General features: G+C 76.3%; 16 protein-coding genes and 1 pseudogene. 6 read left to right on the top strand and 11 right to left on the bottom strand.

The features are described 5' to 3' along the window. Positions 1-27: 27 nt before the first annotated feature. The 3 genes from IPM45_09810 to IPM45_09800 all read right to left on the bottom strand — a co-directional run bounded on the left by IPM45_09810 (position 28) and on the right by IPM45_09800 (position 3,066). Entirely contained in the window at positions 28-891 is an 864-nt protein-coding gene (locus IPM45_09810; GenBank protein ID MBK9179844.1) for a YihY/virulence factor BrkB family protein, read from the bottom strand. 103 nt (positions 892-994) lie between these two features. Further along, on the bottom strand, positions 995-2,584 hold the full coding sequence (locus tag IPM45_09805; GenBank protein ID MBK9179843.1) for a right-handed parallel beta-helix repeat-containing protein: 1,590 nt from the start codon (positions 2,582-2,584) through the stop codon (positions 995-997). Positions 2,585-2,649: 65 nt separating this feature from the next. After that, positions 2,650-3,066, bottom strand: a complete 417-nt coding sequence (locus IPM45_09800; GenBank protein ID MBK9179842.1) for a transcriptional repressor — start codon at positions 3,064-3,066, stop codon at positions 2,650-2,652. A gap of 108 nt (positions 3,067-3,174) precedes the next feature. On the opposite strand from IPM45_09800, the gene IPM45_09795 reads away from it, so the two are divergent. From IPM45_09795 to IPM45_09780, 4 genes are all read left to right on the top strand, one after another. Beyond that, a complete protein-coding gene (locus IPM45_09795) occupies positions 3,175-3,645 on the top strand; it encodes a DNA starvation/stationary phase protection protein (protein ID MBK9179841.1) in 471 nt (156 codons plus the stop codon). A gap of 46 nt (positions 3,646-3,691) precedes the next feature. Further along, a complete protein-coding gene (locus tag IPM45_09790) occupies positions 3,692-4,102 on the top strand; it encodes a sterol desaturase family protein (GenBank protein ID MBK9179840.1) in 411 nt (136 codons plus the stop codon). Between the two features lie 100 nt (positions 4,103-4,202). Continuing rightward, positions 4,203-5,336: a multicopper oxidase domain-containing protein gene (locus IPM45_09785; GenBank protein MBK9179839.1), complete on the top strand. Its 1,134-nt coding sequence runs from the start codon at positions 4,203-4,205 to the stop codon at positions 5,334-5,336. Positions 5,337-5,391: 55 nt separating this feature from the next. Beyond that, positions 5,392-6,069 carry a helix-turn-helix domain-containing protein gene (locus IPM45_09780; protein MBK9179838.1) on the top strand — a complete coding sequence of 226 codons (678 nt, stop codon included), beginning with the start codon at positions 5,392-5,394 and terminating at the stop codon, positions 6,067-6,069. Between the two features lie 22 nt (positions 6,070-6,091). Here IPM45_09780 and IPM45_09775 read toward each other — a convergent pair whose 3' ends face one another. Both IPM45_09775 and IPM45_09770 read right to left on the bottom strand, forming a co-directional pair. Continuing rightward, positions 6,092-7,495, bottom strand: a complete 1,404-nt coding sequence (locus tag IPM45_09775) for a diguanylate cyclase (protein MBK9179837.1) — start codon at positions 7,493-7,495, stop codon at positions 6,092-6,094. Continuing rightward, complete coding sequence (locus IPM45_09770) at positions 7,492-8,841, bottom strand: DUF2254 domain-containing protein (GenBank protein MBK9179836.1); 1,350 nt, start codon at positions 8,839-8,841, stop codon at positions 7,492-7,494. The genes IPM45_09775 and IPM45_09770 overlap by 4 nt, the downstream gene beginning before the upstream one ends. Positions 8,842-8,928: 87 nt before the next feature. Between IPM45_09770 and IPM45_09765 the strand changes: the two genes are divergently transcribed. After that, on the top strand, positions 8,929-10,893 hold the full coding sequence (locus IPM45_09765; protein MBK9179835.1) for an AarF/ABC1/UbiB kinase family protein: 1,965 nt from the start codon (positions 8,929-8,931) through the stop codon (positions 10,891-10,893). A gap of 64 nt (positions 10,894-10,957) precedes the next feature. On the opposite strand, the pseudogene IPM45_09760 reads toward IPM45_09765, so the two are convergent. The 4 genes and pseudogenes from IPM45_09760 to IPM45_09745 form a co-directional block, all read right to left on the bottom strand. Next, positions 10,958-12,426, bottom strand: a pseudogene (locus IPM45_09760) (50S ribosome-binding GTPase). A 17-nt stretch (positions 12,427-12,443) separates the two neighbouring features. After that, positions 12,444-14,339 (bottom strand): dynamin family protein, encoded by a 1,896-nt coding sequence (locus IPM45_09755; GenBank protein MBK9179834.1) that lies wholly within the window; start codon positions 14,337-14,339, stop codon positions 12,444-12,446. After that, a complete protein-coding gene (locus tag IPM45_09750; GenBank protein MBK9179833.1) occupies positions 14,329-14,634 on the bottom strand; it encodes a hypothetical protein in 306 nt (101 codons plus the stop codon). The genes IPM45_09755 and IPM45_09750 overlap by 11 nt, the downstream gene beginning before the upstream one ends. A 24-nt stretch (positions 14,635-14,658) precedes the next feature. Then, positions 14,659-15,738 (bottom strand): hypothetical protein, encoded by a 1,080-nt coding sequence (locus IPM45_09745; GenBank protein ID MBK9179832.1) that lies wholly within the window; start codon positions 15,736-15,738, stop codon positions 14,659-14,661. A 147-nt stretch (positions 15,739-15,885) separates the two neighbouring features. Here IPM45_09745 and IPM45_09740 point away from each other — a divergent pair, with 147 nt between their 5' ends. Further along, positions 15,886-17,703, top strand: coding sequence for an Hsp70 family protein (locus IPM45_09740; protein ID MBK9179831.1), 1,818 nt, complete (start codon positions 15,886-15,888; stop codon positions 17,701-17,703). 129 nt (positions 17,704-17,832) lie between these two features. On the opposite strand, the gene IPM45_09735 is transcribed toward IPM45_09740, so the two are convergent. Together IPM45_09735 and IPM45_09730 are read right to left on the bottom strand one after the other, a co-directional pair. After that, entirely contained in the window at positions 17,833-20,523 is a 2,691-nt protein-coding gene (locus tag IPM45_09735) for a DUF2791 family P-loop domain-containing protein (GenBank protein ID MBK9179830.1), read from the bottom strand. After that, the gene (locus IPM45_09730; protein MBK9179829.1) at positions 20,520-23,378 is read right to left on the bottom strand and encodes an AAA family ATPase; all 2,859 of its coding nucleotides are present in this window, start codon (positions 23,376-23,378) and stop codon (positions 20,520-20,522) included. The genes IPM45_09735 and IPM45_09730 overlap by 4 nt, the downstream gene beginning before the upstream one ends. Positions 23,379-23,456: the final 78 nt, after the last annotated feature.

The following is a 23,456-nucleotide window of genomic DNA, read 5'->3' as shown; positions in this document are numbered from 1 at the left end:
GTGGGCCGGCGGCGGCACGGAGGCGGCTCAGCGGCTGGGGTGCCGAGGGCTTGGGTGCCGAGGGTTGGGGCTGCCCGTCTCGCCAGCGGCCCGCAGCACGTCGACCTGCGTGCCCACCAGCAGGGCGGCCGCGAACAACCAGAACCACACCAGCGTCACTGCCGCGCCGACCAGCGAGCCGTACGCGGCCCGGTAGCGCGCCGAGTCGGCGACGAACGACGAGAACCCGACCGACGCGGCCAGCCACACGCCCGCAGCCGTGAGCGAGCCAGCGGTCACGAGCCGGAAGGCGGCGGGTGGCCGTTCGGGCCCGACCCGCGCGAGCACCGCGAACAGCAGCATGGTGGCGAGCGCCAGCAGCGGCCACCGGACGAGGTCGATGAGGGCCTCCGCCCACCGGGGCAGGTCGGTACCGGCCACCAGCACCGGCACCACGGCGGTGAGGGTGAGGGCCGCCGCGAGCACCACCAGCAGGGCGGCGGTGAGGCCGGCGCCGAGCAGCCGGAGGCGCACGAACGAGCGCCGCTCCTGCCCGGTGACGATCAGGTTCACGGCCACCACCAGCTGCTTGACGGCGCTGGAGGCCGACCACAGCGACACCACCACGCCGACCAGGGCGGCGACGGTGAGGCCCGTGCCCGGCGCCCGCCGGATGGCGTCGAGCTGGTTGGCGAGCAGCTCGCGCACGTCGGGGGGCAGGGCCGCGAGGGGGCCGGTCTCGGGGAACGAGACCGGCTCGGAGCCCGCCAGCATCCCGTAGAGGCTCGCCAGCACCACGGTGGCCGGCAGGAAGGAGAACAGGCTGTAGAAGGCCACCCCCCCTGCGACCAGCGAGACGTTGTCGGCCCGCCAGCGGTCGAGCAGCGAGCCGGCCCACCAGCGCACACGCATGACCGCCGAGCCTTGCACCTGCCGCCCGGCGCGCCTGGTTCTGTGCACCGATCCGGGCGGAACCCGGCGTTGTCGGTGCACAGAACCGCTGGCGTGGTCGGGTTCAGGAGGCGCCGGGCTGGCCGGGCAGGTCGCGGGGCTCCCCCAGCCGGGTGTGCTGCACGGCGTCGGTGCGAACCGCCGGCAGCGAGCGCACGTCGGGCCGGTCGGGGGCGTCGCTCCAGTCGACCGGGGGCACGGGCACGGTCCGCACGGCGACGGGTGCGGCCAGTCGGTAGTCGCCGTGCTCGGGGTCGACCAGTTCGGGCTGCACGGTGTTGATGGCGTTGTCGCGCCGCAGCTGGGCGGCCGAGCAGGTGGGGTTGGTGTCGGTGCAGGCGCCGGTGTCCTCGACGCCGAGGGGCAGGTCGGCCGGCCCGTTCCAGATCACGTTCCCGGCGATGACCAGGTCGTCGTCGGCCCGGACGACCGCCGGCAGGTTCCAGCCGACCGGAGCCTCCACGGGGGCGCCGACGGCGAGGTGCTGCCACTCGCTGCGGAAGCCGGCCGGGTTCACGACCAGGTTGTTCACCACGTACACGTGACGGTCGGGGATCACCTGGGCGCCGTCGGCCACGGCGGCCGGGCCCCAGCCCCCCGCCTCGTTGTGCAGGCGGCAGGCGTCGCCGTCGCCGTCGCAGCCCCGGCTGCCGAGCACCACCTCGATCACGTGGCTGCGGCGGCCCACCCGGTACAGGGTGTTGTAGGCGAGCAGCACGTTGTACCCGCCGTTGACGCCCAGGCCGGCGCCGTCGGTGTCGTGGATGACGTTGTTCGTGATCTCGATGCCGGACGCCTCGTGGTGGAGCCAGGGGGAGGTGAGGTACTCGAACCCGCTGCCCTGGCCGGCGCTCACGCCGCCGGTGCCGCAGTGGTGCACCTCGTTGGCGTCGACGAGGAGGTGGGCCGAGCCGCCCTTCACGTAGAGGCACCAGTCGCCGCCGTCGTGGATCACGTTGCCGATCACGTGGCCGTGCTGCACCGCCACGAAGTCGATCGGGTTCTCGTACGAGCCGGAGATGTCGCTGTCCTCGATGAAGACCCACGACGACTGGTTGACCTTGACGGTCTCGTGGCTGTCGTCGCGCCCGCCGACGAGCACGGAGGAGCGCACCAGCAGGTGGTCGACGCGCTCGCCGTGCAACACGGTGTCGGTGACCGCGGGCTCGCCGCCGCCGGCCACTAGGCGCAGGTCGACGAGGTAGAGGTACGAGACGTCGAGCACGTTCATGCCGCCCTGGAGCGTGACCGTCCCCGGCCCGTCGGCAGCCTGGAGCACGATCGGTGCCTCGTAGGTGCCCCGGCGGCCCTCGTACCAGTTGTTCGGGAGGGACTCGACCGGGACCGTGCCCGGCGTGATCAGGATCCTCACGCCCGTGCCCGCGGCGGCCAGGTCGACGGGAACCCGCGACCACGCGGCGGCCATCGTGCCCAGGGCGTGGGCACGATCAGCCCCGCTGGCCCGATCGTCGCCGTGCGCCGGATCCAGCCACACGTCGGTGAGCCGCGGGCTGCCGATGTCGTAGCGAGTCCCGGCGGTCGCGGGTGTGCCGGATGTCGGACCCTGCTCCCCGCAGGCTGCGAGCGAGCCACCCGCGAGCAGCAGGGCCATGATCACGCCGACCATCTGCACCCTGCGGGCGGACCGGTGCACGACGGCTCCCTCCCGACCCCAGTGTGCGCCCGCCGACGGGACCTGGCCAGGTCGGCGCCGGACGGTCAGCGGGCCGCGCAGCCCGGGCAGAGGCCGCGGAACGTGACGTCGATGCCGTCGAGCCGGTAGCCGGCCCGATCGCCCCGCCCCAGGCGGAGCCCTCCGACTCCGGCGGGGTGCACGTCGCGGATCGCCCCGCACGAGCGGCACACCAGGTGCTGGTGCTCGTCGCCGACGTTCGGGTCGAAGCGCCGTGCGCCGCCGTCGAGCGCGACCTCGCGCAGCTCGCCCATGGCGACCAGCTCGGCCAGGGTGGCGTAGACGGTGGCCTGGCTCACCTCGGGGAGAACGGCCCGGGCCCGCTGCAGCACCTGGTCGGCGGTGAGGTGGACGTGCTCGCCGGCCAGCACCCCGGCCACCGCCCGGCGCTGGGCCGTGAGCCGCCAGCCCCGCTGGCGGAGTCGGTCGAGGAGCGCGGTCACGGGAGCAGCCTACCAAGCACCTGAGCTCTTCTGAGGTCGGAATACTTCCGAACACGGCATGGTTCCAGCCATTGACTGGTCGACGACGAGGAGAGGGAGCGGCACGCGATGAGCATCGACATCGGGATCGGGGAGGAGCAGCGGCGGGAGATCGCCGACGGGCTGGCACGGCTGCTGGCCGACTCGTACACGCTCTACCTGAAGACCCACAACTTCCACTGGAACGTCACCGGGCCCATGTTCACGACCCTGCACGTGATGTTCGAGCAGCAGTACACCGAGCTGGCGCTGGCCGTGGACCAGATCGCCGAGCGCATCCGCTCGCTGGGGTTCCCGGCGCCCGGCAGCTACACGGAGTTCATGCGGCGGTCGTCCATCGCCGAGGCCGACGGGGTGCCCGCGGCCGAGGAGATGGTGCGCCAGCTGGTCGAGGGCCAAGAGGCCGTGGCCCGCACCGCCAGGAGCCTGTTCGCGGTGGTGGAGGGCGCCCACGACGAGCCCACCGCCGACCTCCTCACCCAGCGCCTCCAGGTGCACGAGAAGACGGCGTGGATGCTCCGCAGCCTGCTCGAGGGTTGAGCGCGGCCGCCGGCGGTGGGTTCGCGGTCGCCGGTAGCCTGCCCGCATGACGGCGCTGCTGGTCGCCACCGGCGGCTTCCTGGCGCTGGAGCTGGTCGGCGCGCTGGCGCACCGGTTCCTGCTCCACGGTCCGTGGTGGTCCCTGCACCGCTCGCACCACCTGCGGCCGTCGGCCAACGTGCAGTCCGGCGACCTGGTGCCGCTCGTCCTGGTGCTCGTCTGGGCGGGCGCGCTGGTGGCCGGGCGGGCGTGGTGGTCGCCGCTGGCGTGGTTCGCAGCGGGAGCCCTCGCCCAGGTCGTGCTGCACGTCCTCGTGCACGATCTCGGCATCCACCGCCGGTTCGGCCTTCCCCGGGTGCCGCTGCTCGGCCCCTGGGTCCGGGCCCACGATCGGCACCACCGGACCCTCGGCAAGCCCTACGGGGTGCTCCTCGCGGCGTCGCGCCGCCCCGTGTGACCGCCGGCGGCTTCCCGCCCGACCTCCGGATACGCTAATACTTAGAGTCACAACTCTATTTATTGGGCCCGGACGAGGCCACCACACGAGGAGAGTCGCCATGAGCGACGTGCAGCCACCCCGAACCGGAGGGACCCGGCAGGAGAGCGAGTGGACGGGCCTCGCCTGGGCCGTGACCCTCCTGGTCGCCGTCATAGCCCTGGTCGTGGCCAGCATCGCCGTCTTCACCCCGTTGGACGACGGCAACGCCGACGGCACCGTGGTGATCGGCGACGGCGAGCTGGCGGCCGGCGCGCACGACGCCTCCGCCGCCGCGTCGACGTCGGGCGACGCCGTCATCGACTTCAACGCCGAGCCCGGCCCCGAGTGGCAGCCGTTCGACCCCGCCCTGCTGCCCGCCGACGGCGCCACCGAGCACACCCTCACCCTGCACGCCACCGAGACGGTCCTCGAGGTGGCGCCCGGGGTCACCCAGCAGATGTGGACCTTCGACGATCAGGTCCCCGGGCCGATCCTGCGGGGCAAGGTGGGCGATCTGTTCACGATCACCCTGGTGAACGACGGTGAGATCGGGCACTCGATCGACTTCCACGCCAGCCGCGTGGCGTGGAGCGACGAGATGCGCACCATCGCCCCGGGCGAGTCGCTCGTGTACCAGTACCGGGCGGAGTACGCAGGCATCTTCATGTACCACTGCGGTACGGCGCCGGCCCTGCACCACATCGGCAACGGGATGTACGGGGCCATCATCATCGACCCCCCCGTGCTGGCACCCGTCGACCACGAGTTCGTCCTCGTCCAGTCCGAGCTGTACACCGGGCCCGAGGGCGGGCCGGGCGATCTCACCAAGATGCAGGCCGACGCGTGGGACGCGGTGGTCTTCAACGGCTACGTCAGCCAGTACACGTTCGCCCCGATCCGGGTCGAGCCGGACCAGCGGGTGCGGGTGTGGGTGCTCGACGTCGGGCCCTCGGAGAACTCCTCGTTCCACATCGTGGGCACCGTCTTCGACACGGTCTTCAAGGAGGGCACGTACGACCTCCAGCCCGACGAGCGCCAGGGCGGCTCGCAGGCGCTCGACCTGCAGCCCGCACAGGGCGGGTTCGTGGAGTTCAGCTTCGCCGAGGCCGGCCTGTACCCGGTCGTGACGCACAAGTTCTCGAACGTGGGCAAGGGCGCCCTGGGGCTGTTCCAGGCCGGCGACGTGGAGATGCCCGCGGGAGCCGGCCACTGAGCGGTGGTGGGCACCGGAGAAGGGGCACGAGCAGGGGCCGGGGCAGGATGAGGCCGTGAGCACGGAGCAGGCGGGCGGGGACGGGGAGCTGTGGCGGCAGGCGAGCGCCCTGGCCGACCCCACTCGCCTGCGGCTCTACCGGTACCTGCGCGATGCCGACGGCCCGGTCGACGTGGCCGAGCTCACCGACCTGGTCGGCCTGCACCACACGGCCGTGCGCCAGCACCTGGCCCGGCTGCGCGAGGCGGGGCTGGTCGACGAGGCGCGGCAGGCCACCGGCCGGCCCGGCCGGCCGCGCCTCGTCTACCGGGCCGCCGGGGTCGAGCCCACGCTGGTCGTGACCGACGCGTACCGCCGGCTGTCGATGCTGCTGGCCGACGCCCTCCGGGCCGGCGGGCCACCGAGCGAGGCCGTGCGGGCCGCCGGGCGGGCCGCCGGGCGCCGGGCCGCCGAGGGCGTCGCGATCGACGGGGTGACGGCCTTCGAGGAGGAGGCCCGCCGCCTCGGCTTCTCGCCCCGCCGGGTGGCGCGGGGCCGGTCGGTCGAGCTGGTGCTGGAGCGCTGCCCCTTCGCCGACGTGGCCGCAGCCGACCCGGCCCTGGTCTGCGGCCTGCACCTGGGGCTGGCCGAGGGGCTCGCCGACGCCGTCGGCGGGGTCGAGGTGCTCGGCCTCACCGTGCGCGACCCGCACACCGCCGGCTGCCGTCTGCGCCTGCGCCGACTGCCGGGCTGACGGCTGCCGGGCTGACGGGCTGTCAGCGGGGCTTGGCCTCGTACATGGAGCGGTCGGCCTCGCGCAGGAGGTCGTCCGGATCGGTCGGTGCGTCCGTCCAGGCCACGCCGACGCTGGCTCCGAGTCGGAGCTCGAAGCCGTCGACCTGCCGGAGGCCGGCGACCTCGTCTCGGATGCGCTGGGCGACGGCGTGAGCCTCGGCCGGAGAGGAGAGGTCCTGGCACAGCACCACGAACTCGTCGCCGCCCAGCCGGCACACCGTGTCGGCCGGCCGCACCGCCCCCTGCACGCGCCTGGCCACCTCCACCAGCACCCGGTCGCCCACGTCGTGGCCGTGCTCGTCGTTGACGGCCTTGAACCCGTTCAGGTCGGCGAACAGCACCGCGACGACACCGCGGTGGCGGGCCAGACGTGCCAGCGCCGGGCGCATGGCGCTCCCCAGCGCCGCCCGGTTCGGTAGCCCGGTCAGCTGATCGTGGAGGGCCTGCTGCTGCAATTGGCGCTCGGCGTGCAGCCGCTGCACCGTGACCGAGAGCACGTCGCCCAGGGTACGGAGCAGACCCGCGTCGGCGTCGTCCCACTCGAAGGGGTGGGGCCGGTTCCAGCGGACCGAGAGGATGCCGATCAGCACCTGACCCGAGGTGATGGGCACGTCGGCCACGGCCCGGACGCCGAGCGCGGTGAGCAGCTCGAGCTGGTGGCCGGCCCCCGGCAGCGGCTCCCGCAGGTCCTCGACGAGCACGAACCACTCGCTGGCCCGGCTGCGTGCGTCCCACAGGAGATCGCCGAGGGGGACCTCGGGCTGGTAGGCCCGGGCCGACGGCACCCCGACGGCCGTCCACTCGTGGTCGAGGTGCACCAGGGCGTGACCGTGGTCGACGGCCTCCAGGAGGACGGAGTCGGCTGCGAAGAAGGCGCCCAGGTCGGCCAGGGCCCGGCCGATGACGGCGTCGAGGTCGGCCGACCGGGCCGCCGCGCAGGTGCGGGCGACGTCCTGCACCAGGCGCTCGAGGCGGCGGCGGCGCTCGGGGAGGAGGTCGCGGAAGGCGAGCGGCCGCAGGCTCAGCACGGCGAGCTGCTCGCCCGACGGCGCCACCGGCGTGGACGCCGACAGCTCGACGTCGACCCAGTGCCCGTCGGCGTGGCGCACGCGCAGCTGGACCGGCGCGTGCCCGCCCACCTTCCGCACCACCTCGCTCAGGGCGCCCAGCGCGTACTCGACGTCGTCGGGGTGGACCTTGTCGAACACGCTCGTGCCCAGCTGGTCGGCTGGCTCGTAGCCGAGGGTCTCGTCGATCGCCCCGCCCGCGAAGCGCAGCACGCCCCCGCCGTCGAGCAGCAGCACCACGTCGGGGAGGCTGGCCAGCACGAAGCGGCCGGCCTCGTCGATGCCGGCTCCCTGGAGCCACGGGTCGGGGCTCGTCACCCGTCCCGCTCCAGCGATCGGCGGGCCACCGCGGCCCGCTCGGCCAGGTCGGCGGCGTCGGCGGCCGCCCACGCCCCGCCGCGGGCACCGGCCACCACCAGATCGGCCTGACGGGCCAACGCCTGCCGCTGCTCGTCGGTGGTGAGGAACGGGGCGAGTCGCTCGATCGTGCGCAGGAGCCGCTCGGCCACCGCGGGGTCGGACCCACCGGCGTGGCGGATCCTGTCGAACGCGGCCAGCACGAGCCGACTGTAGGTGAGCGGCTCCTCGATCACCCGGACGGCTCCGCCGGCGTCGGCGTTCGCGGTCCAGTCGACGGGGATGGGAGCGAGGGCCCGGAGGGCCTCGCCCAGCCAGTCGACGCAGGTGAGGCCCGTGAACGTGTCGTTGACGGCGGGCGACAGCGCACGCAGGGCGATCTCCACCAGCTGGTCCACGGCCAGGCCCAGATCCTGCCTGAGGCTGCGGTGGTCGCCCACCACCATGGCGTCCTCCACGGGGTCGGCCAGGGCCGAGGCATGCTCGCCCGGCCACACTGTGGCCAGCGCGGTCCCGGTCATGACGAACTGGCCGGGGCGATAGCGGAGGCGGACCACCGCGCCCCGTGCGGCGCTGGTGGCCACCAGGCTCGGCCGGTCGACGGTCTGCAGGAAGCCGCTGGTCCGGCTGAGCACGTCGATCCCCTCGGCGTCGATCCGAGGACCGAGCTCGGCGGCCGCGACGGCCAGCACGGCCGGGTCGTGCCCGGCCCGGGCCCGTTCGACCTCGTCCCGCCGCTCGGCGATGGCCCGGTGCAGGTCGCCGTTGATGTGGGCCACGACCGCGTTCACCTGGATCGACGTGGCGATGTGGTGGATGAACACCACCAGCAGCACGATGCAGGCCACCGCGAGCGCCAGGGCCAGGCTGGCGCCGGCGTGAGGGGGGTCGCCGTTGCCCTCCAGGTCGCCCAGCACCACCAGGGCGTACGCGAACGTGGCGGTGAAGAGCCCGATCGTCACCTGGGTGATCGGGTCGCGCACGAAGACCCGCAGCAGGCGGGGGCCGAGGGTGGTCGAGGCCAGCTGGAGGGCGACGATCGTGATCGTGAGCACCAGCGCCAGGACGCCGATCAGCGACGACGCCACCGTGGCCAGCACGATGCGGATGTCTTCGGCGCTGCCGCGGTGCAGCCAGGTCGGGAGCTCGTCGGTGGCGTAGCGGTCGTCCAGCCGGTTGACGAGGTACCCGAGCAGCAGGCCGCCGGCGATCATCAGCACGGGCGCGAACCAGAGCGTGGATCGCAGCGCGACGCCACGGTGGGGGGCCCGATCGGGCGTCGTCGCGGGGCGGGCCGGTGCGCGCACGGGCCCAACGGTAGGCGGGCGCTCGTCCTGTCCGACGATCGCGGCGACGCCATGCTCGCGGGCGACCCCGGCACCTACGCTCCCCGTGTGCTCGCGGCCGTGCTCACCTTCCTCCTGACCCTCCCGGTGATCGCGGTGATCGCCCTGGTGGCCAGCCGGCTGCTCGGCGTGCGCCGCTCCTGGGTGGCGGTCGTCGTGTCGGGGGTGCTCGGGTACCTCATCGGCCATGGCGTGGCCCTGGCTGCCGCCGACGGCGACGCCACCGCCCCCGGCTACGTCCGCAACGTGCTGGTGGTGGCCTTGCTCGCCACCATGACCGTCGCCGTCGCCATCGACCTCATGGCCCGTCCCGGGAGCCTGGCCAGGGGTGACCGCGCCGGGCTCTTCGTGCTGCCGCGCCCCGTCGCCGACGTGCGGGCGAAGCTCCAGCCGTTGGGGCGCTCGCGCGAGGTGCTGGCCGTCGCCCGGGCCAACGGCTTCGGCCCGCAGCTCGGCATCCGCAGGCGCTCCGGCGAGGCCGAGGCCGAGGTCACGCCGGTGCGGGTCCGGCTCACCCTCGAGCAGTGCGGCGGCATGTTCGTGAAGCTGGGCCAGGTGCTGTCCACCCGCACCGACCTGCTGCCGCCCGAGTACTGCGTCGAGCTGGCCAAGCTGCAGAGCGGCGTGGCGCCCGCGCCGGAGGCCGACATGCGGGCGCTCCTGGAGCGCGAGCTCGGCCGGCCCACCGAGGAGGTGTTCGCCGAGTTCGACTGGACGCCGATCGCGGCGGCCTCGATCGCCCACGCCTACCGGGCCCGGCTGGCCGACGGCGAGCTGGACGTGATCGTGAAGGTGCAGCGGCCGGGCGTGGACGTCCTCGTCCAGCGGGACGCCGCCGTCGTGCTGCGCCTGGCCCGGCTGGCCCAGGAGCGCACCCCCTGGGGCCGCGACCTGCAGGTGCTCGACCAGGCCGAGGAGTTCGTCGACGGCCTCCGCCAGGAGCTCGACTTCCGCATCGAGGGTCGCAACGCCGCCGGCATCGCCCCGGTGGCCGCCCTCGACCGCGTGCGGGTGCCGGCCACGGTGACCGAGCTCACCACCCGGCGCGTGCTCGTGCAGGAGCGGTTGGTGGGACGCAGCGTCGCCGAGCAGTCCCGCTTCGAGGAGCTGGGCGTGGACCGCGGCGCCCTCGCCGACCGGCTGATCGCGTCGATGCTCCGCCAGATGCTCGACCACGGGCACTACCACGCCGACCCGCACCCCGGGAACGTGTTCCTCCTCGACGACGGCGGCCTCGGGCTCCTCGACTGGGGCGCGACCGGCCGGCTCGACCCCCTGCAGCAGTCGGCGATCCTGCAGATCATGCTGGGCGCAGGGATCGGGGACACGGGGGTGCTGCGCCAGGGCGTCGAGTCCATCGCCGTCCTGCCCCCCGACCTCAGTCCCGACGACCTGGAGCGGGCCCTGCACCAGTTCCTGGTCAGCAACGTCGCGCCCGGTGCCGGGGTGAGCGCGTCGGCCCTGAACGACCTGCTGAAGATCCTCACCCGGTTCCAGATCCGGGTCCCCCGCGAGATGACCTCGCTGGTGCGGGCCCTCGTCACCGTGGAGGGGACGCTCACCGTCATCGAGCCCGGCTACTCGCTGGCCGACGCCGCCCAGCGGCTCGCGAAGGAGCGCCTGCAGCTCCCCGAGCAGCCCGACCCGACCGCCCAACCCGAGGAGCTCGTGCAGCGGGAGCTGGTGCAGATGCTCCCGGTGCTGCGCCAGCTCCCGAACCGGATCGACCGGATCAGCAGCCTGGCCGAGCGTGGCGAGCTGCGCACCAAGGTCAGCCTGCTCGGCACCGAAGACGACCGGCGGGCGGCCACACTGCTGGTGAACCGCCTGGTGCTCGGCCTGCTCTCCTCGGGGGTCGCCGTCGCGTCGGCGCTGCTGCTGGCCGCCGACGGCGGCGTCACGTTCGCCGGGGACACGCAGGTCACCGAGCTGCTCGGCTACGTGGGCCTGGTCGGCTCGGGGGTGCTGGGCCTGCGGCTGGTGGCGGCCATCGTGCGCGACGGGTTGAACTGACCCCTCCTGGTGCCTGGGTGGTCGGTTCGCGCGCCGGTCGGGCACCAGGCGCCGCCCCGAGGCGTCAGGCGCTCGGCAGGGGGAGGGCTGCCACCATGCCCTCGCAGGTGCGCACCGCCACCCGGGCGGCGTCGACGACCGCCGGCGACGACAGGGGGTGCTCGGCCCGCCGCTGCCAGCGGGCCAGCTCGGCCAGGGCGGCCGCCCGCACCTCGGCCGGGACGGCGCCGGGCGCCAGGCCGAGGCGTGCCGCCGGCGTGCCGTCGCCGCCCCCGAGCAGCCGCTCGAGATCGGCGGCGTCGGCGGCACGCAGCTCGACGGCCCCGCTGCGGATCGCCTGGCGCAGGCGGAGCTCGGTGAGCTCGTGCGACGAGGCCCGCACCGCCTCGGCCCGACCGGCCAGCTCGTCGCTGCCGGGCACGGGGTGGTGGTGCACCAGCCGCTCGACGGCCAGCAGCGCCGACCGGGACTTCAGCAGCTCGGCCTGGGAGGCGAAGCGGGTCGCCAGCACCTCACGGAGACCGTCGATGCCGCTGGCTCGGCGGAGCTCGCCTGCGAGCCAGGGCGCCGTCGGCGCCGGGTGGGCGCGGAGGCGAGCATCGGCGAGCCGGACGCCGAACATTCCGAGCCGGTCGAGCAGGCGGCGGCGCTCCTCCTCGGCCAGTCCGAGCGGGCTGGGGCCGCCGGCGAAGCGGTCGACGGAGATCAGCAGGCCCGCGGCCTCGTCGGCGGGCAGGGAGGCCAGCCGGGCCAGGGCCTCGTACTCGGGGGTGGTGAGGGTGGCCGCCGCCTGGGCCAGCAGACCGGCGACGGGCACCACCGTCTGGCAGAGGCGGCGCACCGTGGGATCGGTGCGGTACCGGTCGGCGATGCGGGCCGCGGAGGCGAGGGCGTCGAGCCGTCCGGCACCGACCTCGTCGGCCCGGGAGAGGACCCCGACCGCGTTCACCGGGGTCGCCTGGGCGGCGTCGGCGTCGTGGAACGCCTCGAGGAACCGCACGTCGGTCGCGTGCAGGTGCCGCATGAGGTAGACGACGGCGTCGGCCTCGCTGGGCACCTCGTCCTCGGGGGCCAGGAAGGCGACGGTGCGCGCCGACACGTCGGCCGACAGCGAGCCGATGCCCGGGGTGTCGATCAGGGTGAGGACCCGCAGGGTCGCCGACGGCCACTCCACGACCAGCCGGTCGATCCGATCGGCGCCGAGGCCGCCGAGATCGGGCACCACCGCACCGTCCACCCGGTCGAACGGCACCGTGCGGAGCGGCCCCCCGCGCTCGGCGAGCAGGGTCCGGTAGGTGTGGCCGTTGCGGTACCACGTGACGATGCGCGTGCACTCGCCGGCGTCGGTGGGGCCAGCACCTCGCCCACCAGGGCGTTGAGCAGGGTCGACTTGCCCGCCTTCGCCTTCCCGGCCACGGCCACGCGGAGCGGCTCGTCGAGCCGCGCCCGGACCGTGTCGATCTCGGCCGCCGCGGTGGTGCCGGCGTAGGTGCGGGCCGCCTCGTCGAGGAGGGCCGTCACGCGGCCCAGCAGCGGCGACGGGGTGGTGGTCACGGCGCGGCCTCCACCAGGTCCAGGGCCTGCCGGCGCAACCCGCCGATCCGCCGCAGCTCGGCCTCGACGTCGGCGAGCCGCTGTTCGCGGCCGGGACCGCCGGCCCCGGCGGCCGCCTGGGCAGCACCCTGAGCAGCGGCCGCCGCCTCCTGCGCGGAGCGGGCCAGCTCCTCGGCCCTGCTGGCCAGCAGGTCGCGGAGCGTGCGTTGCACCCGGCGGAGCACGTCACGGAGGTCTTTCGACACGCTGAAGGTCACCTCGTCGAGGTAGCGGCGGGCCGCGGTGCGGGCCTGGGTCCGGCGCTGGGCCAGCTGGCGGGTCCGCTCGTCGCGCACGGTCTTGGCGCCGAAGGCCACGACCGCGAGCACGGCGACCGGTGGCGCCAGCGCCAGGCCCGCCATGCCGCCGAGCATGCCGAACATGCTCGAGCCGCTGTAGCCGCCGCGCAGGGCGGTGAGCGCCATCGCTCCCACGCCGGCCCGGCGGGCCTCGAGGGCACCATCGCGTGGGGCCAGGGCGAGCGCGTCGTCGGGGGGCCCGACCCGCAGCCGATCGGACACCTGCTGCTCGTCGACGTCGAAGGCCTCGCCGAGGCGGATCGCCAGGGCGGTGGCCCGCTCGTGCAGGAGTGCGTACGAGGCCGTGACGGCTGCGGCCGTCCGCTGGCGCAGCCAGGGCTCGAACTCGGCCCACGCCAGGGCCGGGTCGCAGCGCTCGAGGGCCTCGTCGGCTTCGCGGCCGACGTCGCGGAGTCGGCTCCGCAGGTCGTGCTCGACGTCGGCGGTGAGGTCGCCGAAGCCGTCGGCGAGACCCTGCTGCCAGCGGCCGGCCGCTCCCCGCAGCTGCTCGGCCCGCTGGCGGGCGTCCTGCAGCTCGGCCAGCACGCGGGCGGCGTGCTCCGGGTCGGCCAGGGTGGCCCGCTCGGCCTCGAAGCGGGCGGCGAGCTGGTCGGCCACCGCGGCCACCTCGGCGGCCACGCTGCGCCGCCGGCGGGTCGCGGCCCCGCCCAGCACCTCGGCGGTGAGCCAGTCGCGGAGCACCGGCAGGCCGGACTCGACGGCGAGCCGCTGGTCGTGCCGGGGCTCGGCCAGCCGGGCGAGGGTCGCGGACACGGGCAGCAGGGGTAGCCCGCCGAGGCCGAGGGTGGCCAGGTGCCCCGCGTCGATCTCTGCGATGCGGCGCCACGCCGGGTGCAGATCGGTCTTGGTGAGCGCGTAGGCGATGGTGGGGCAGAGCCGCACGCAGGTCTGGAGGAACGCGGCCTCGGCCCCGGTGAGCTCCTGGGCGGCGTCGCCCACGAACACCACCGCGTCCGCCAGGGGGAGCGCCGCCGCGGTGACCGCACCGTGCGTCGATCCCAGGCCGCCGACCCCGGGCGTGTCGACCACGACCAACCCCTCGGAGAGCAGCGGCGCCGGCACGCCCAGCTCGACGAGGGCCACATGGCGCCGGTTGCCCGGGTTGGCCCGCTCGGTCACCCAGTCGGCCACCTCGGCCGGGTCGAGGGCCGCGGCCCCGTCGTCGCCGGCGTCCTCCGCGCCGTCGGTGGCATCCGCCGGGCCGGCGCGGAGCCGCACGGCCGCGACGGGGGTCGCCGCCCACCGCAGCAGCAGGGGCGCCGAGGTCGCGATGTCGTCGTCGACCGGGCACAGATCGCTCCCCACCAGCGCGTTCACCAGGGAGCTCTTGCCCTGCTTGAACTCGCCGACGACGAGCACCCGCACCTCGGGCTGCTCGACCCGTGCGGCCAGGCCGGCCAGCCGTTCGGCCAGATCCGGCCGGCCGTAGGCCGTGGCCGCCTTCAGGCCGAGGGCGAGCACGGCCCGCTCGGGAGGTGGAGAGGGCGCGGGCGCGCCGGCCTCGGGCGCGCCGGCCGCGCCTTCAGTCGCCATCGTCTGCGCCCGGTGGGGGCTCGTCGTCAGGCGGTTCGGGATCGCCGACCCCATCGGTGTCTCCGAACAGCGGGTCGTCCGAGGGCACGCCGCCGTCGGCGGACGGGCCGAGCGGGGACGCCGCCGCCCGGTTGCCGTCGCCGTCACCGGGGGGCAAGTCGGCGCCCAGGCCCAGCACGTCCCGGGCGGCCTCCAGCAGGTCCGCCTCGGTGCCGACGAGCGGCGCCGGGGCGCCGCCCGGCCCGGGCGAGGCGCCGGCGCCGTACGCGTCGTCGGGAGGCTCCGTCGGGGCCATGGCGTCGGCTCGGCTCGGGGCTGATCAGACCGGGAGCGGCGGGGGGTCGGGGGGCAGGTCGATGTCGGGCGTGTCGACGTCGACGACGGGTTCGTCGATCTCCACGTCCGGAAGGTCGATCCCGCTGAAGTCGAGGGCGGCGGGCTGCTCGTCCGGGTAGGAGGGCTGCTCGTACGCCGGGTCGTACGGCTGGTTCGCCTCGTAGGCCTGCTGCTCGTAGGCCGGGTCGGCGGGGTGGGCGCCTCCGACCTGCTCCACCGGAACCCCCGCTTCGTGCTCCGGGGTGGCGGCGCCCGACCCGAAGGCCTCGTCGGGCAGGGCCCCGTGGTCGGGGAGGGCCTCGACGGCGAGGGCATCGACGGGAGGGGCTTCGACGGGAGGGGCCCCGTCGTCGGGAAGGGCCTCGACCGGATGGGCTTCGACGGAACCGGCCGCCTGGGCCGCGGCGATGGCGGCGTCGAGATCCCCGAACCCGGGGGTCAGGTCGCTGAGGGCGCCGTCGTCGACCTCGGCGCCGCTCCCGAAGTCCTGGAGGCGGGGGGCGTCCTCGTCGCCGCCGTCGACCCGGTTGCCACTCCCGGTCCCAGCGCCCGCCGTCGGCGCCTCGGGGGTGGCCGGCAGGCCCGGCGCGCGGCCGCCGTTGCCCGGTGCTTCGCCGCCGTTGCCCGCGCTGCCGGGCGCCGCCGCGTCGGCGGCGTCGCTGGCGCCGTTGGGCGGTTCGTCCCCGCCGGGGGTGCCGACCGGGACGCCATTCTTCAGGAGCTGCTCCGGTGGGGTGGCCTCGGCCGGCCCACCGGCGTCCGGTGCGCCCCCGCCGTTGCTGGGCGCTTCGCCGCCGTTGGGCGGTTCGTCCCCGGCGGGGGTGCCGGCCGGGACGCCGCCCTTCAGGATCTGCTCCTCGAACGCGAGTGTGTTCGAGGAGCCGTCGGTGACGTCGCTGACCGGGGTCCGCGGTGGGGTGGCCTCGGCCGGCCCGCCGGCGGGCGGCTCGCCGTCGACGAACGCGTTCGGCGGCGCCACGTTGACCGGTGGCGCCGCCGGCGCGACGGCGGGCTGGGCCGGTGCGTCGGTCGCCGGCAGGTTGGGGACGGGCGAGTCGCTCACGGGAGGATCCCTTCGCTCGGTGTCGGTCGACCGTACGGCGGGGAGGCCGGCACTTCCTCCGTGAGAACACGCATTGTTGGCCGCTGCCCTTCTCGACCGGGCCGTGCCTCGGTACGGTGCGGCGGTCGGCCGTCGACGGAGGCGCTCATGGGGTATCAGCTCGGGATCGATCTCGGCACCACCTACACGGCCGCGGCGCTGTTCCGCGACGACCGGGCCCAGATCGTCACGCTGGGGAACCGGGCGGCGTCGGTGCCGTCGGTCGTCTACCTGCGCGAAGACGACGAGATCCTCACGGGTGACGCCGCCAGCCGGCGTGCCGTCACCGAGCCCGACCGCGTGGCCCGGGAGTTCAAGCGCAGGATCGGGGATCCCACGCCGATCCTCGTGGGCGGGGCGCCGTACTCGGCCGAGGCGCTCATGGCGAAGCTCCTGCGCTGGACCGTCGAGCAGGTCACCGCCCAGGAGGGCGGCCCGCCCGACTCGGTGGCGGTCACCCATCCAGCGAACTGGGGGCCCTACAAGCAGGATCTGCTCGCCCAGGCGATCCGGCTGGCCGACCTCGAGGACGTGGTCACCCTTCCCGAGCCCGAGGCGGCGGCGACGTACTACGCCAGCACCGAGCGGGTGGAGCCCGGGCAGGTGATCGCCGTCTACGACCTGGGCGGAGGCACCTTCGACGCCGCGGTGCTCCGCAAGACGGAGACGGGCTTCGAGATGCTCGGCCAGCCCGAGGGCATCGAGCGGCTCGGCGGGATCGACTTCGACCAGGCCGTCTTCGCCCACGTCACCCGGGCCCTCGGCGGTGCCATCGAGGAGCTCGATCCTGACGACCCGGCGACCATCGCCGCTCTCTCCCGGCTCCGACAGGACTGCACCGAGGCCAAGGAAGCGCTGTCGGACGACACCGAGGCGGCGATCCCGGTGATCCTCCCCGACCTCCGCACCGAGGTGCGCATCACCCGGTCGGAGTTCGAGTCGCTCATCCGGGCGCCGCTGTCGGACACGGTCGCGGCCCTGCGGCGGGCGCTGCGCTCGGCGGGCGTCGAGCCCCAGGCCGTCTCGGCGGTGCTGCTCGTGGGCGGCTCGTCGCGCATCCCCATGGTCGCCGAGATGGTGGGCGCCGAGCTGCGCCGCCCCGTGGCTGTCGACGCCCATCCCAAGCATGCGTGCGCCCTCGGCGCCGCCATCGCCGCCGCCCATGCGTCGGGCGCGCTGGCGGCCACGGCCGCCGGGGCGGTGGCCGGGGCCGGGGCGGTGGCCGCCGCGGCCTCGCCCGCGCCGGCGCCGGCGCCGGGCGCCCCTGGCACGCCCGCTGGGGCCGGCGCCGGCCCGCCGCCGACCCCCGCGCCGCCCGCCCCGACGACCCCGCCGTCGGGCCGTTCGCGCCTTCCCCTCGTGGTCGGCGCGGTGGTGGCCGCGGTGGCGCTGGTGGTGGTGGCCGTCGTGGTGCTGGGCGGGGGCGGGGGTGGCGACGGCGGCGACCAGGCGGGGCCGGGCACCACCGACGCCGCGGGCCCGTCCACGACGGCAGAGGCCACTACCGCCCCGCCGACCAGCACGTCGCCCACGTCGCAGGTGGTGATCACCACCACGACGGCGGTGCCGCCCGAGTGCCCCGACGCCAGCGGGCCGTACATCTGCATCACCGACGTGCGGGAGGAGAACGGGGCGGTCGTGGCCGACTTCGTGCCGCTCAACGTGGTGCTGGTCTCCCCACCGGCGCCGTTCCCGGACGGCAGCGCCCACGCGCAGTTCTTCCTGGACACCACCGCCCCGGAGGACTCGGGCACGCAGAGCGCCAACCCCGGCGACTGGGTCGACTGGGGTCCGGCCGAACCCTTCGTCGGGTGGGAGGGGGGCACGGCCCCGGCCGAGGCCACCAAGCTGTGCGCCCTGGTCGCTGACGCCCAGCAGCGGACGACCCTCGGCACCGGGAACTGCATGCCCATCGCCGGCCGGTGATCCCGGCCGCTGGCTGACCCCGATGTCCTGCAGCAGCCGGCACACACCGCCCCGAGGTGCGGGATCCAGGTTCTCTGGCAGCTCGACCACCCTGGTGGTGGTGAACCTGCCAGAGAACGCGCAGGGCAGTCAGCCGGCCAGGCCGCGCCGGGTCGCGGCGACGGCCAGCTCCACCCGTGAGGACGTGCCGAGCTTCGTGAACACCCGGCGCAGGTGCGTCTCCACCGTGCGCCGGGAGAGGTAGAGCCGATCGGCGATCTGCTGGTTGGTGGCCCCCTCGGCGACCAGCGCCACCACCTGGAGCTCGGCCGGGGTGAGGGCGTCCCATCCCTCGGCCGGTCTGGTCGCGCGCGGGGGTCGCAGGCCACGGGCCCGGAGCGCGGCACGGACGCGGTCGGCGTCGAGGGTCGCCCCGACCGACGCGTAGGTGGCCAGGGCCGGCGCCAGCAGTCCGCGCAGGTCGTCGGGCCGGCCCCGGTCGGCCAGCGCGAGGGCGGCCTCGACGGCGGCCGCGGCCCGCTCCAGTGGGCGCCCGGTGCCCTCGAGCACCGCCGCGGCGGCGAGGAGGCGATCGGGGTCCCGATCCACCAGGCCCCGGCACCGATGCGCGGCCGCCACCACCGAGGGCACCGTGGACCCCTCGGCGCGCCGGTCGGTGAGGCGAGCGGCCCATGCCGCCACGTCGCCCTCGCCGCTGGCCAGGGCCAGGCGCACCACGTCGGGGGTGAGCAGGTGGAGCCGGCCGGTTCTCCCGGCGTCGGCCGCCGACTCGACGGCCGCGAGGAGCACGGCGAGGGCTCCGGCGGGGTCCCCCCCGCCCTCGAGCACCGCGGCGCGGCCCAGCGCGGCCCACTCGCCGCCCACCGTCGCCCCGGCGGCCACCTCGGCGGCGGCGCGGTCGGCGGCGGCGGCCGCCTCCGGGAGCGCCCTGCGCCCGCTGATGCGGGCCGCGACGCCCAGCAGGATGAGCACCCCGAGGGCGGCCCCTTCGCGCGACGCGTCCAGGCCGGCCGACGTCTCGGCCCAGGCGTCGTCCCAGCGGCCCGATCGTTCGTGCTCCTCGGCCGCGAAGGCATGGCGCAGGCCGGCGGTCCAGCCCGCCTCGGGCGGCGGCGTGCCGTCGGCGGCGGCGGCCAGGTCGGCGAGCGCCTCCCCACCCCGGTCGCCCAGGCTGGCCGCCAGGCCCAGCCACAGCGCCGGAGGCCACCGTCGGGCGCGGAGGGCGGGCAGGTGCCGGGCCAGGTCTCGCACCTGCGCGGCGTGCCGGCGGGCCGTGTGGTCGTCGCCCGTGAGGGCGGCCGAGGCCGCGAGCAGGGCGAGCGCCAGCGCCTCCTCGCCGGGTCGATCGAGCAGCAGGCGCGCCGGCCCGGCCGCCGCCGCCGGCTCGTCTCCCAGGAGCACGGCCACCGCGGTCTCGGGGCGTGGGTCGGTGGCCGCGGCGGCGGCCGCCCCCACCCGGCCCTGGGCGAGCAGGGCGTCGACGAGGGTGCGCCCGGCCCTGGTGGCCACGTCGGTCCCCGGGCCCGCGGCGAGGACCGCTCGAGCGGTGCGCTCGGCCGCGGCGGGGCGCCCGTCGAGAAGGAGGGCGCGGGCCAGGGCCGCGTCCAGGGCCGGGCGCGACGGGTGGCCGGCTGGCAGGTGGCTGGCGGCCTCGTCCAGCACGTCGACCGCCGGGGCGGTGGCGGCGGCCCGCTCGGCCGCGGCCGTGTCCATCCATGCCAGCAGGGCGTCGTCGACCGGGTCGCCGGCGAGCAGGCGGTGTCGCAGCACCTGGCTGGTCGGGGCCCCCGAGGCCTCGGCCGCGGCGGCCGCGGTGCGGTGCAGGTGCACCCGCACCTGCTCGGGCGTCGATGCGTAGAGCGCGGCCCGCAGCAGGTCGTGGCGGAACCCGAGCCGGTCGCCGACCTCCTCGAGGACGGTCAGGCGAAGCGCCTCCTCCACCGGCCCGACCAGACCGGCCACCGGGACGCCGAGCATCGACGACAGCTCCGACGGTGTGGCCGGCACGCCCAGCACGGCAGCGGCGCGCAGCACCTCCGAGGTCGCCGGGTCGAGGTGGGCGAGCCGGCCGGTCAGGCGCCGGTCGTCGCGGCCGGGGGACGGCACCAGCTCGACCTGGTCACCGACCCGCTCCAGCAGGCCCGCTTCGGCGACGGCGCGGGCCAGCTCGAGGACGAGGAAGGGGTTGCCGCGGGCACGGGCCGCCTCCCGCAGCAGGCGCTTGCCCGGTGTCCTGCCCAGCTCGCCCGCGAGCAGCCGGCCGACGGCGCTCGCGTCGAGCGGCCCGAGGGTGACCCGGGTGGTCCGCTCGCCGGGCAGGGCGTCGAGCAGGTCGTCGAGCGACGGCGGTCGGGGCGCCGGGCGGAACGCCAGCACGAGCAGCAGCGGGAGGCGCGCCAGGTCGGGAGCGAGCCGTTCCAGCACCCGGAGGGCCGCTCGGTCGGCCCAGTGGGCGTCGTCGATGGCGAGGACGACCGGCGCGGGCCCGGCCAGGAGCTGTCCGAGGGTGGTGGCGGGGTCCGCAGCCGTGTCGGCGGGTGCCGCCCGGTCGGCGCGTTCGCCCGCCAGGGCGGTGGCCAGCACGCCGCGGGGGCGCTCGACCCCGGGCGGGGGTGCCGCCGCCCGCCGGACCACCAGCCCCCGTGCCCGGGCCTCGTCGGTGAGCAGCTCGGCCAGCAGGGTCTTGCCCGCGCCGGGCTCGCCGGTCACCACCAGGCCGCCGCCACCGCCGTCGGCGAGGGCGCGGAGCCGGTCGGTGGCCGCAGCCCAGGCCTGGTCCCGGCCGACCAGGGCGGCCGGCGTCGGCGCTCCCGTGGTCACCGCCCGCGGCCCAGGGGTGCGGGCTGCCCCCGCCGCTGCCCCCGCTCCCGCCACCGCAGCGCCAGGGCCATGCGGTTCGTGATCCCGAGCTTGGTGAACACGTGCTGCAGGTGGGTCTCCACCGTTCGCCGCGACAGGCCCAGCCGCTCGGCGACGTCGATGTTGGAGTGGCCCTCGGCGACCAGCCCGGCGACTCGTCGCTCCGTCGGGGTGAGCGCCTCGGGCCCTGACGAGGCGCTGCGGTTGGGCCCACGTCGGCGGGCCAGGCCGGCGGACCGCAGGCGGTCGAGGTCGGCGTCGGCGCCGACCGCCTCGTAGGCGGCGGCCGCGCGCAGGGCCCACGCCTCGGCCGCTGCCGGGTGTCCGGCAGCGGCGAGGGCCAGCGCGGCGTCGGTAGCCGCGTCGGCCTCCTCCACCGGCCGTCCGGCCCCGGCGTAGGCCTCGGCCGCCGCCACCGCGGCGTCGGCGTCGCCGCGACACAGGGCCTGGCACCGCAGCGCGGCGGCGACCACGGTGGGCGCACCGCTCCTGGTCGCGAGGAGGGTGGCGTGCTCGGCGGTGGCGGCCGCCTGCTCGGGCCGTCCGGCCCGGAGCGCCAGCCGCACCAGGTCGGGTGAGGCCGGGTGGAGCCGGACCAGCAGGCCGAAGGGCACCGACAGCTGCTCGAGCGCGACCAGGGCGTCGCAGGCGAGCCCGTCGTCGCCGTCGCCGGCCCGCGCCAGGGCACGGGCCCAGGAGGACCACGTGAGCCCGAGCCGAGCACCGGAGCCCAGGGCGTCGTCGGCCCCCCGGAGCGCGCCCTCGGCGGTGTCACGGTCTCCCCGTCGGACGGCGACCAGCGCGACGTGGGCGTGGAGGAGCAGGTCGGCGAGGTGGAGGTCGTGGCCGCGCGCCACCTCGAGCCCGGTCTCGCACTCGGCCAGGCAGTCGTCCCAGCGGCCGCTCCGGTGGTGCTCGAGGGCGGCGACGGCATGGCGGAGCGGCGCGTCCCAGCCGGTGCCGAGGCGGCGGGCCAGCCGGCGGCTCGTGGCGAGCGACGCCGCGGCCTCGGTGCTGCGATCGTGGAGGGTCAGCGCCAGCGCGCCGAACAGCGCCGGCTGGAACCGGTGGGCCTCGAGGTTGGGGCTGCGGTCGGCGGCGGCCACCGCTCGGGCGCTCAGCTCGACGGCCCCGCCGGTGTCGCCCCGCAGCATCGCCAGGTAGCTCAGCGCCGTGAGCGCGAGGGTGCGGGTGATCTCGTCGGGTGACGCCCCCCCCGGCGGTGCCCCGGCGCGGTCGAGCGAGGCCCGGGCGGCGGCCTCGGCCCCGTCCAGGTCGAGCTGCAGCAGCCGGGCGAAGGCGGCCTCGACGAGCGAGGGTCCGTCCGCCTCCGGCCCTGACTCCAGCAGCCGGCCCGCGGCGGCGAACTCGCCCCGGGCGAAGCGGACGTACGCCAGGGTGCGGCGCAGGTCGCGGGCCGGGTCGGGCGCCGGGTCGCCGGCCAGGCCCGCGGTGGCGACACGCTCGGCCTCGGCCAGGACACCGGCGACGGCGAGCCCCTGGGCCAGCTCGGCGGCGGCCTCGATGCGGGAGGGGTCGTGAGGCGGGGTGGTGGCGACGGCCCGTTCGAGCAGCCGGGCGGCCGTCGCCGGATCGTCGGCGGCGATGTCGCGCGCCGCCCTGCGCAGCCACCCGGCCAGCTCCCGATCCTCGGTGACCGGTGCGAGGAGGGCGTGGTGGGCCACGCGTGCCGCCGGCGCTCCGGCCTGCGCGCAGGCCCGGGCGGCGTCGAGGTGCAGGGCGCCTCGGAGCACGGCGGGCACCGACCCCAGCAGCGACTCGTGCAGCAGGTCGTGGCGGAACCAGAGGCCGGGGGGTCGCCGCTCCAGCACCCCCGCAGCCACCGCCTCGGCGAGCGCCTCGTCGAGTGGGGTCGGATCCTTGCCGACCAGCCCAGCGAGCTCGGCCTCGGTGAACGACGGCCCGAACACGGCCGCGGCCCGCAGGACCTCGAGGGTGCCGGGCGCCAGCGAGCGGAGCCGACGCAGCACGGCCGGCCCGGTCTCGCCGGCGCCGTCCCCGGCGGCGCGCAGGTCGATCCCGTCGGGCCCCTCATCGAGGAGCCCCTCCCGGACGACGGCCTCGAGCAGCTCGACCACCAGGTACGGGCTGCCGCCGGCCTTGGCCAGCTGCTCGGACAGGTGCGGCCCCGGCGGCCCGCCCAGCAGCGAGGTCGCGAGGGAGCGGACCTCGTCGTGGCGGAGGGGGGTCAGGTCGAGGTGGGGCCCCGAGGCGCGCACCTCGACCAGGTCGGGCCGGTCCTCGCCCTCGGGGCGGGTGGCCACGGCCAGCAGCAGGGCCATGGAGCGGGCTCGTCGGGCCAGGGAGCGCAGCACGGCCAGCGTCCCCCGGTCGGCCCACTGGGCGTCGTCCACGACGAGCAGCAGCGGGAGGCGCGTGGCGGTCCGCTCCACCAGGTCGACCACCGCGTCCGACGCATCGACCGCCGGGCCGCCGGGCCGCCCGGCCCCGGCGAGGGAGTCCGGACCGACCAGCCCCACCACGGCCGGAACGGCTCGGGCGGCCAGCCGGGCGAGCGTGGGGTCGGGGTGCACGGCGTCCACGCCGAAGGCGGCGAGCAGGGGGGCGTAGGGCCGGCCCGCCTCGGCCGGGTCGGCGGTCGCCCACACCACCGCCATCCCCTCGTCGCGGGCCTGGTCGGCCACCGAGCGGAGCAGGCGGGTCTTGCCGGCCCCGGCCTCGCCGCTCACCGACAGCACGTCGCCGCTGCCGGCTGCGGCCGACCGCAGCGCCGCCGAGGCCACCGCCAGCTGGCTCGACCGCCCCACCAGCGGGATCGTCCGCCGTCCGGTCACCGCCGGGAGGCTACCGAGCGGGCGGGCGACGGTGGCACCGCGCACGCTCGACTCGGGACTTTCGACCCTCCTGTGGCG

This window comes from Acidimicrobiales bacterium, assembly GCA_016716005.1.
Lineage (GTDB): Bacteria > Actinomycetota > Acidimicrobiia > Acidimicrobiales > JADJXE01 > JADJXE01.
The sequence above is the reverse complement of the archived record's forward strand: the minus strand, read 5'-3'. Positions and strand labels throughout refer to the sequence as shown.